8 protein-coding genes and 1 pseudogene are annotated in these 7470 nt (G+C 61.1%); all 9 read right to left on the bottom strand.

From position 1 onward, the window contains the following. Window positions 1–192, bottom strand: a pseudogene (locus tag O3656_RS07175) (DNA-binding protein); the annotation flags it as partial. A gap of 39 nt (window positions 193–231) precedes the next feature. After that, window positions 232–705, bottom strand: a complete 474-nt coding sequence (locus O3656_RS07170; RefSeq protein ID WP_500063290.1) for a DNA-binding protein — start codon at window positions 703–705, stop codon at window positions 232–234. Further along, complete coding sequence (locus O3656_RS07165) at window positions 702–2015, bottom strand: C2 family cysteine protease (protein ID WP_500063289.1); 1314 nt, start codon at window positions 2013–2015, stop codon at window positions 702–704. The genes O3656_RS07170 and O3656_RS07165 overlap by 4 nt, the downstream gene beginning before the upstream one ends. Window positions 2016–2028: 13 nt before the next feature. Continuing rightward, the gene (locus O3656_RS07160) at window positions 2029–2325 is read right to left on the bottom strand and encodes a protein HldE (RefSeq protein WP_500063288.1); all 297 of its coding nucleotides are present in this window, start codon (window positions 2323–2325) and stop codon (window positions 2029–2031) included. Window positions 2326–3355: 1030 nt separating this feature from the next. Next, window positions 3356–3574 (bottom strand): hypothetical protein, encoded by a 219-nt coding sequence (locus O3656_RS07155; protein ID WP_016460706.1) that lies wholly within the window; start codon window positions 3572–3574, stop codon window positions 3356–3358. Window positions 3575–3906: 332 nt separating this feature from the next. Then, on the bottom strand, window positions 3907–4116 hold the full coding sequence (locus tag O3656_RS07150) for a cold-shock protein (protein ID WP_003791482.1): 210 nt from the start codon (window positions 4114–4116) through the stop codon (window positions 3907–3909). Window positions 4117–4314: 198 nt separating this feature from the next. Beyond that, complete coding sequence (locus tag O3656_RS07145) at window positions 4315–5115, bottom strand: ABC transporter ATP-binding protein (RefSeq protein WP_500063287.1); 801 nt, start codon at window positions 5113–5115, stop codon at window positions 4315–4317. Continuing rightward, window positions 5112–6140, bottom strand: coding sequence for a FecCD family ABC transporter permease (locus O3656_RS07140; RefSeq protein WP_500063286.1), 1029 nt, complete (start codon window positions 6138–6140; stop codon window positions 5112–5114). The genes O3656_RS07145 and O3656_RS07140 overlap by 4 nt, the downstream gene beginning before the upstream one ends. 86 nt (window positions 6141–6226) lie before the next feature. Then, complete coding sequence (locus O3656_RS07135) at window positions 6227–7363, bottom strand: ABC transporter substrate-binding protein (RefSeq protein ID WP_500063285.1); 1137 nt, start codon at window positions 7361–7363, stop codon at window positions 6227–6229. Window positions 7364–7470 lie beyond the last annotated feature (107 nt).

Genomic DNA, 7470 nt, shown 5'->3' with positions numbered 1-7470 from the left:
GATGGTTCCCAATTTCATGGATCGTTGCTTGTCGTATGGGGTGAGGTAGTAGTTGCCGGTGCAGGCTTCGCCTGTGGATTTTTCTTTCCAGGGCCAGGCGTAGGCGATGTGTGCGTAGGTCCAGGGGATGACGAACGCCAGGACGAGGACGGCTACGACGATGGCGCGGATGCGTGCGGGTTTGATGCTCATGGGTGTGCTTCTGTGGTGATGGTGGCTGCCAGCATGCTGTCAGAAGTAGGGGTTTACGGTAAACGTTGGGTCTGGCGTGAAGCAGAATGTCGCTCCACCGGGATTGGGGGTGAACCAGACGATGCCGGAGTGGGCGCGTGAGAGGGTGAAGGTGCCGACTCCGTCGATGGTTGTAGATTCTCCTAGGTGGAGCTGCGAGACCCGGGCAAAGACCCTGAAATGGCTATTGCTCTGCGATGTTAGGGCGATTCCGGCAGACTCAACTCCCATGTTGATTCTTCCCGTGGAGCCGAAGAATATGGGGGTCCCGTCCGGCAGGAAACCTAAAGGAGGCGTGGACTGGCGCGGAATAAAGGTAATGGAGTATTGGCCGTCGCAGGAAATGAGGGTGCCTGTTTGGAATCGTTTCCAGGGCCAGGCGTAGGCGATGTGTGCGTATGTCCAGGGGATGACGAAGGCCAGGACGAGGACGGCCACGACGATGGCGCGAATGCGTGCGGGTTTGATGCTCATGGGATACGCCCAACGGTGACATCGCCAAAGTTTGCGTAGAAGTCTTCCCAGCTCATCGTGAAGGTCGCGCCCGTGCGGCTATTACCGCCAACACTGCGATTGTTGTGGCCCCACGGATTTGTGAGGGTGACTCCGTTCTCGTCTGCTCCAACCACCGTATATGCATGTTGGGAGACAATCTTAATTTTCTCGTGACTCCCGTCGGGGGTGGTGACGGTTGTGTCATTTGTTAAGATACTGGATTCTGCGACAACGGGTCGCTTTGCTTGGATGCCGTTGATAGCAGCTTCTTTCATGGCATCTCGATCAAATCCCCCCTTAAAAGTCGGTGTGGCATTCTCGCCGGAGATGTCCTTCATTGTCCAGGCGCTGAAGCTTCCTGACGCCCCCCACGTGGGGAACTTGCCACGCGTTCCTCCCATGTGCGACTGAACGAAGGCCTTTTCGAAGATGGAAGCAATGTCCGCCTGTGTATCGTTTCCATTGCCGTGAACGAGGACGTCCTGCACGAAGACGCGTTGTTGGCCGCCGTCATATCCAGGCAAAGTGACGAAGAATCCGTCGGCTATTCCGTTGGAGTCGTAGTGTACAGTGACGAGACTCGCTAGGTACCTGCGTCCTTCTTTGGTCTGGTTGTAAGCGTTTAGTGAGGCGAGCAAATGACAGTCGCCGATGCGTCCTTGATCAATGTTGAAGAGGGAGTGTGATGGATCCGCCAAATGTGAAAAGATATCTGAAAGCTCTGAGTCGCTTAGGGGACGTGTATCTCCATAATCGAGCGTTTTCTTGCGGCCATCTGATGTTTCCTCATGAATATCCTCGGGCGTGAAGTACAAGGCCTCCCTGAGAATAGCGGCCGTATTTAACGCTTCTTCTGACAGGATATGTTTCGCGTCGTCGTAGGATTTCTGGAGATAAGCTAGTTCGCCCTCAACCTCAGCGTGCTGACTTGATCTGACTTCTGGGGGCATTGCTTGGTACTGCTCCCACAATTCGTCTGCTTGGGCGCGAATGTTGTTGACAGAGCTGATAACCCACTCCAGGGTGAAGTAGTAGCTCTTCAAAGCGTTGGCAGCCTGGAGGCAGCCGTCTTCCCAAATGTTGATCTCTTTTTGTTCCGCTGTTGCACTGTTGATAAAGGCCTCTTTAGCGAGTCCTGTCCAATCCCCGCACGTACTGATAGCGCCGGTGAGGCTTGTGCCCAAATCGCGAATATCTCGCCTGCGATTTCTGATTTCGTTTTGGCTCGACCAAAGTGCGCCAAGGTCTCCTGTTACTGCTGGGAAGCGCTGTGAAAGCCGTGTTGACATGATTGCCCCATTCCTACAGCTTGGCTCGAAGGGCTGCGAAGAACTCCGCTGCTTCATCGTCGGTGTCTTCGGATGCTTGTGCGGTGGCATGTAGGCTGTCGGAGCATCCATTGAGCCATGTTCGCGTCGTTTGGCCGCGCTTGTTGTACATGGAGACGAAGTAGGCCAGTGCCTCCTCCACAACGGTGTCTCCACAGTAGAAGGAATCATCCGACTTGGTGAGCTCCAAGTCGGACATTCTGTCGGCCAAGCGACTCATAAGTACTGATGCCTCTTGGACATCCGCAGGATTCATCTGAAAATCGCTCATGGCATCCTCCTCGATGTCGTGCTTAACAGAGGGACTTTAGTGGGGGAGAGCACAATATGCAAATCTCGGGTGAAGGGACGATGCGTGTTGCTGTGCTGCCCAGCTGGACATCAGACCGTGGTGGCTCCTGTTGATCCGTTCGGTGTCCGCGCTGTGTTCAGGACGTTGCCTCTGGGCCTGCGGTGGTCCCTAGCCTTCGGAGGCTCACTGTTGGGCCTGACCATTGTGAGTTGGTGTCGCACTCGGCCGCTGTTCCTTGGTGTCCGAGCCTCCCTGTCGGGTGCTGTGGTGCCCGACGCTGGGGCCGATGTGGGGGTTTTGCACTACACGAGGCCCTCTGACGGCGTGTCGCCGGCGTGTCGCACCCTCATGTAGTGCAATTCCCCCCGCCCCGCAGGCTGTCTGAAGGCCCCAGCGCCCAAAACGCAGACCACCTCGCGGAAAAACGGTGAAAAAGGACTGTTTCAGGTGAAGTGGTCTGTGTTTTGGGCGCTCCCGGCAGCGTGAACTGCTCACGCTCGCATCGACAGGAACCTAGCTGGGTACTCATGTATACAGCGGTGAGCTCCTGGCCTTTCTGCTGCGCACGCGTCGGAGCTCCTGGCCGGGGTTCTGGTGAAGCAGCACGAGTTGTGCGCTCGCACGTAAATTCCTGTTCATGCGCGCAAACCCCTTGATACGCACGTAAACCGCTAGGTGTGCGTGTGGGCGGCGCTGCCCACACGCGTATCATCGGGTTCACGTGCGAGGTGTCGGGCCCACACGCACATCATCGGGTTAACGTGCGAGGTGTCGGGCCCACGTGCGCGGTGATGGGCTCGCGCATCGGGCATTTGGGGGCTTTTCCCCTCGATGAAACAACCAACTTCAATGTTGATTTTCCCGCACCAATAAGCCGAAAAGCCACCACAAAACCAACACGTTTTGTCTTTAACCCCAGAAGCCAGCAAGGCAACGAAAAAGCGTGACACCTCTGCGGTGTCACGCTGGCGGGGGTGGGGCGCGCGATGCTCACGCGCCCCGCATTAGTTCAGGCGCGAGTGCGAGCGATCGAGAGGATCGCGGGGGAGACGATCAGGGCGGTCAGGGCGATGACGACCGCGAAGACGACCGAGGCGACCGAGGCAACCTGCAGGGCGGCGAACACGCCGAGGGCCGCGAGGACGACGATGAGTGCCACGAGCACGGAGGCCGAGGCGGTGGCCTGGGACATGGTGGGAGCGGTTTCAGCCTTGACGATGTTGTTCATGGGGTTCTCCTTGAGAATGTCTTCGCGCGGAAACGCGAAGCGCGCCCCGCACGCCAGCGTGTGTGGGCCTTTTTGGCCCGTGCCGCCCGGGTGAGCGACGGTATTGAAAAAGGGAGGTGACTCGTGGTCGCCCCCCTTGGTGCAGCTCCAATTCTACGCGGATTCCACCGCGCGGTCTATACCTCGCAATCCCTTGTAAGGCATGGCACAAGCATCGTAAAAACCAGTTAAAACGCAGTTGTGTCACCGAAAAAATTATGTGCGAGATGGGTGAGGAACGTGCCGTTTCATGCAAGTGTGCCCGAGTGGGATCTCCACCCGGGCACACAGTGTCACTCGGCTCGTGCCACATTCATGGCTTGGAGGCCCTTTGGTCCTTCAATCGCCTCATATTCGACCTTCTCGCCCTCTAGAAGAGTGCGGCGCCCAGACTGGCCGATGATGTTTGAATAGTGCACGAAGACGTCGCCGGATTCGTCATCAGGAGTGATGAATCCGAAGCCTTTGGCGTCGTTGAACCATTTGATGGTCCCGGTAGCCATGGGCCCTCCTTCGTGTTCGCCCCAACGCTGGGGCACCGTTCGGCTCCGTCTGCGGAGCCGACATGGTCCCGTCGACCCGGCCCGGCATTGATGCCCCCGGACTGGGCGTGCGGAATCACACTTATACGGTACCGCACTCGCGGTGAAAATGTGGCTGACCTGCGCAATCGCGATGAAGAAGTTTTCGGCGCAACGCCGCTACTTAACTCCACTCAGTCGAACCGGAACGATGGCCTGCACGTCCTCGCCCTCGAAGTCCACGCTCCCGATCGCCACGTCCACCCCGAAGACGCGAGCGAGGGTCTCCGCGTTCATGACGGAGGAGGCGGGACCGACCACGGCCTCGTGCGTGGAGGAGAAGAGCGCGACCTGGTCGGCGACGCGCAGGGCGTGCGCCGGGTAGTGCGTGTTCATGATGACGGCGAGGCCTCGGTCCCTCACGAGGCGCTCGAGGAGTCCCAGGACGATCAGCTGGTTGCGGAAATCCAGGCCGGTCTCCGGCTCGTCGAGCACGAGAACGCGCGGGTCGGCGACGAGGGCCCGGGCGATGAGGATCATCTGGAATTGGCCGCCCGACATGGTCGCGCAGGGCATCTCGGCCAGGTGGGAGGCGCCCACCTCGTCGAGGACGTCACGGGCCATGCGCTCCTCGCGCGCTCCGGGCTGCGCGAGGGTGCGCATGTGCGGGGCTCGCCCGACCATGACCATCTCGAGGCCCGTGAGCGCCACGTTCGATGCGTTGCGGGCCTGCGGCACGTAGGACAGGACGCGTCCCAGCGCCCTAGTCGACATCGACGAAATGGGGGTGCCGTCGATGAGCGTGCGGCCGCTGTCCCACTTCTGCAGGCCGATCATGGTGCGCAGCAGCGTCGTCTTTCCCGCGCCGTTGGGCCCCAGGATCGCCAGGAGCGAGCGCTCGGGCACCTCGAAGGACACGTTCGTCAGGATCGGGGAGGGGGCGCCCGGATAGGTGAAGGATGCGTTCTCGACGCTGATCATCGCGCTCCCCCCGTCCGGCGCAGCAGCACGATAAAGAAGGGTGCGCCGATGATGGCCGTCAGGATCGAAATGGGGATCTCCGAGGCCGACAGGGAACGCGCGAGCGTATCGATGACGATCATGAGCGCCGACCCGAGCAGCAGCGAGACCGGGATGACCGCGCGGTTGTTCTGCCCGCACAGCATGCGCGCGCAGTGCGGCACGAGCAGGCCGACCCAGCCGACCTGGCCGCACATCGAAATGACCGAGGCCGTGATGACCGTCGAGGCGACGATGAGGATCGCGCGCATGAGGGAGACGTTCACGCCGGCTGAGCGGGCCTCGTCCTCGGAGAGGGAGAGGATGTTGAGCTGCCAGCGCAGCGCCACGATGACGACGACGCCCGCGATGATGAAGGGGGCACCCAGCGCGATCTGGTGGTAGGTGACTGCGGCGAGCGAGCCCATGAGCCAGTAGGTGATCTCTGGGAGCTGACTCGTCGGGTCGGCCGTCAGCTTCAGGAGCGAGAGGACCGCGTTCGCGAGAGCCGAGACGATGACGCCGCCGAGCACGAGCGTGATGACGTTGAAAGAACCCGTGCGCGTGCGTGAAATCGCCGTCGTGAAAGCCATCGTCGCCAGGCCCGCCGCGAGGGCCGCGGCCTGCACGCCGATCAGGTTCCAATCCAGCAGCAGCGCGATGACCGCGCCGACGCACGTGCCCGCCGCGACGCCCAGGGTGTCCGGCGTGGCCAGGGGGTTGGAGAACAGCGACTGGAAGGAGGCACCCGCGACGGACAGTCCTCCGCCGATCAGGATCGCCACGATGATGCGCGGCGCTCGCAGGTCAAAGACGACGGAGTTGACGCGCGGGGGAACCGCAGGACCGCCCCAGAACCTCGCGCGCAGAGCCGCAACCACGTCCTCCAAGGACACGGAAAAACGGCCAATCAGCATGGCCGCCGCCGCGCACACGACGATGAGAACGACCAGCGTGGGAACCACCCACGCGCGCAGCCGCCCATTCCTGGTCAACACAGACTTCATGATGTCCTCTCCCCGGTGCCTACCGGGCGTTTCGCGCACAAGGTGCCCCGGCCTCGTCGATAGGGAGACGAGGCCGGGGACAGGTATCAGGACGCGGCGTCCGGGTTGACGATGCGCTGAGCCTGCTCGTCCGTGAGCGTGAAGTTGTACATCTTCTGGTAGTAGTCCTTCGTCATCGACACGAGGTCAACGTCAGAGAACTGATCCGGGTACAGGGAGGCGCCGAGCCAGTTGGCGACGATGGGAGCATCCGGGTTGGGGGTGAACCAGTTCCACATGCCCAGGCCGGTGGAGTAGACGCGGCCGGACTTTACGGAGCTGAGGGTGGAGAAGTCCACGCCCTCAACCGAGTTCGTCAGCACGGAGTTCGCCGTCATGTTCGACATGCCTTTGCCGGTGACGAGGAGGACCTGGGGATCCCACGTGAGAACCTGCTCGAAGGTGACCGGCGTGTGCGAGGTGTCGGTGTCGCGCGAGACGTTCGTGTAGTTCAGAGAGTCGGCCCATTCGTTGGTGAACCAGCCGTCCTTGCCGCCCGCGACCGCGAGCTGGCCGTCGGCCGCGCCCATGAGGACCATCGTCGAGACGCGCTGGTCCTCGGGGACCTTCGCGGTGCGGGCTCGGGCGTCGGCGACCAGGTCCTTGCCGAGCGCGATCTTGTCGGCCATGTGGCCATCCTGGTTAAAGACGTCCTCGAGGAGCTCCATCCACTGCGTGTACGTCTCCGACGGGTTCCCCATCGTCGTGAAACCAACGGCCGGGATGCCCGCCTTGCGGAACATTTCTCCGTGTTCCTTGTTGAATGCGTTGTAGAAGACGACGTCGACGTTCAGGTTGAGCAGGGCCTCGGCGTTGAGCTCGCCCTTGTCGTAGTAGCTGGTGTCGACCTGCATCATTTCGGGCGCCATCTCAGCGGCGATCGTCTGGCTCATGGCCTTGACGCGGGCGGCGCTCATGCCTACCAGGTAGGGGGCCTTGCCGTCGAAGTAGGCCAGGTAGGTGGATTCGATGGGGATCTGGTCGATGGCGACGCGGGTGATCTTCTCGGGCAGGACGACCTCGTTGCCCGCGTGGTCGGTGATCGTTCGCGTCGACGAGGCCGAGGTCTCCTGGGTGGTCGCCTCCGATTGGGCGGTGGTGGAGCCGGTACCGCCCGCGCAGGCGGTGAGGGCCAGGGCGGCGGTGGCCAGGATGGTGGTCAGTGTGGCGAGACGGGTCTTCATCGCGTCCTCTCGTGTGTTGTGGATTATGAGGGAAATGCTACACAAAATTAGGTGTCCCTCACAAGGGTGAGTGTGGCATTATGACACGGTGTTTTTTCCTTCGTATC

This window comes from Pauljensenia sp. 27098_8_83, assembly GCF_041432695.1.
Classification (GTDB): Bacteria; Actinomycetota; Actinomycetes; order Actinomycetales; family Actinomycetaceae; genus Pauljensenia.
The sequence above is the reverse complement of the archived record's forward strand: the minus strand, read 5'-3'. Positions and strand labels throughout refer to the sequence as shown.

Bases quoted from the DNA above. Each gene is read 5' to 3' on its own strand.
- O3656_RS07135 (WP_500063285.1), bottom strand. From the start codon at position 7,363: ATGAAGACCCGTCTCGCCACACTGACCACCATCCTGGCCACCGCCGCC.
- O3656_RS07140 (WP_500063286.1), bottom strand. From the start codon at position 6,140: ATGAAGTCTGTGTTGACCAGGAATGGGCGGCTGCGCGCGTGGGTGGTT.
- O3656_RS07165 (WP_500063289.1), bottom strand. From the start codon at position 2,015: ATGTCAACACGGCTTTCACAGCGCTTCCCAGCAGTAACAGGAGACCTT.
- O3656_RS07150 (WP_003791482.1), bottom strand. From the start codon at position 4,116: ATGGCTACCGGGACCATCAAATGGTTCAACGACGCCAAAGGCTTCGGA.
- O3656_RS07155 (WP_016460706.1), bottom strand. From the start codon at position 3,574: ATGAACAACATCGTCAAGGCTGAAACCGCTCCCACCATGTCCCAGGCC.
- O3656_RS07170 (WP_500063290.1), bottom strand. From the start codon at position 705: ATGAGCATCAAACCCGCACGCATTCGCGCCATCGTCGTGGCCGTCCTC.
- O3656_RS07160 (WP_500063288.1), bottom strand. From the start codon at position 2,325: ATGAGCGATTTTCAGATGAATCCTGCGGATGTCCAAGAGGCATCAGTA.
- O3656_RS07145 (WP_500063287.1), bottom strand. From the start codon at position 5,115: ATGATCAGCGTCGAGAACGCATCCTTCACCTATCCGGGCGCCCCCTCC.